Source organism: Klebsiella sp. GG_Kp173, assembly GCF_040062415.1.
In the GTDB taxonomy this organism is placed as follows: domain Bacteria; phylum Pseudomonadota; class Gammaproteobacteria; order Enterobacterales; family Enterobacteriaceae; genus Klebsiella; species Klebsiella quasipneumoniae.
On the sequence record NZ_JBEAFZ010000066.1, the window covers coordinates 1 to 1,165 of the forward strand.

Annotated in this window: 2 pseudogenes; both read left to right on the forward strand. The window is 52.4% G+C overall.

Going from position 1 to position 1,165, the window contains the following annotated elements:
* Window positions 1–72: 72 nt before the first annotated feature.
* Window positions 73–367: pseudogene (locus tag ABLU50_RS16180) on the forward strand (DUF4113 domain-containing protein); the annotation flags it as partial.
* 78 nt (window positions 368–445) lie between these two features.
* Window positions 446–674, forward strand: a pseudogene (locus ABLU50_RS16185) (type II toxin-antitoxin system Phd/YefM family antitoxin).
* The last annotated feature ends 491 nt before the right edge of the window (window positions 675–1,165 follow it).

Below are 1,165 nucleotides of genomic sequence, written 5' to 3' on the forward strand. Positions count from 1 at the left end.
TTCTAAATTAGACGGAGCTCTAAGCTAGCGATCCCGGGACTGGAATCACAGGCGGCAGTGACTTGACGCTTACGGCATATTTCCGTTTCCATCAAAACGTCTCCGTTCGCCGTTAAAGAGCCTTACTACGGCAACGTGGCCACGGAGAAACTACTTACACCCACTCAGGACACCAGGGACATCATTGCTGACGCCACGGCCTCACAGTGCTGAGCTGATGATGGTTCTGGACGGGATCAACAACTCAGGGCTGGGTAAAGTATGGTTTGCCGGTAGAGGAATTGCCCCGGAATGGCCGATGAAACGTGAGATGCCTTCATCGGCATATACCACCCGCTGGAAGGAGCTGCCGGTTGCCCGTTTCTGACCGGCGAAATGACAGACGGAACTTGCTGCCAGATCATACTTTACCGATCATGCAGATGACTTGTCTCAGGGGGGAACCATGACAAATATCATTCTGTGTGATGTAACTGCCAGCGTCAGCGAACTTAAAAACGATCCGGTGGCCAGCGCCGGTGCCGGCTGCGGCTACCCGGTCGCTATTATTGACAGCAACCGGCCTGTTTTTTTATTGTGTGCCCGCGGTTCTGTAGGAAAAAATGCTCGATCTTCTGGACGAAAAAGACCTGGCGCAATTGATAACAGAACGTCAAAACCAATATATTTTGTGATCGGACAACGTGACAAACGACATCACAGTGGAGACACTGCTGACGAGGTGATCCCAAGGTCGTAAAACGGCCGGAACTGGTTACCGGCCGAACGAAGGACCGGCCTACGCGCAGCGGCGGCAACTGGCTTTAAAAATGCTGGCGGAAATTAAAAATTAAGCCGCATACCCTGCGAAATTTTGCAGATTTCACTCAACATGCATGCTTCGTTCATTTCCCAACAGAGCTCTCACCATCGCCTGTAATAGCAGTCCTGCTGCGTGATTACTCCGCTCAACGGGTCACCGGCGCCATGCCAATACCTGTTCGTGACAGGCATTGATGGAACTGCGATCCCAAACTAATAATGTAACGACGATGCAGGTGGGACCGTGGTCCCAGGCTGAAAACCTAAACGACGATACAGGTGGGACCGTGGTCCCAGGCTGGAAGCCTAAACGACGATGCAGGTGGGACCGTGGTCCCAGGCTGAAAACCTAAACGACGATACA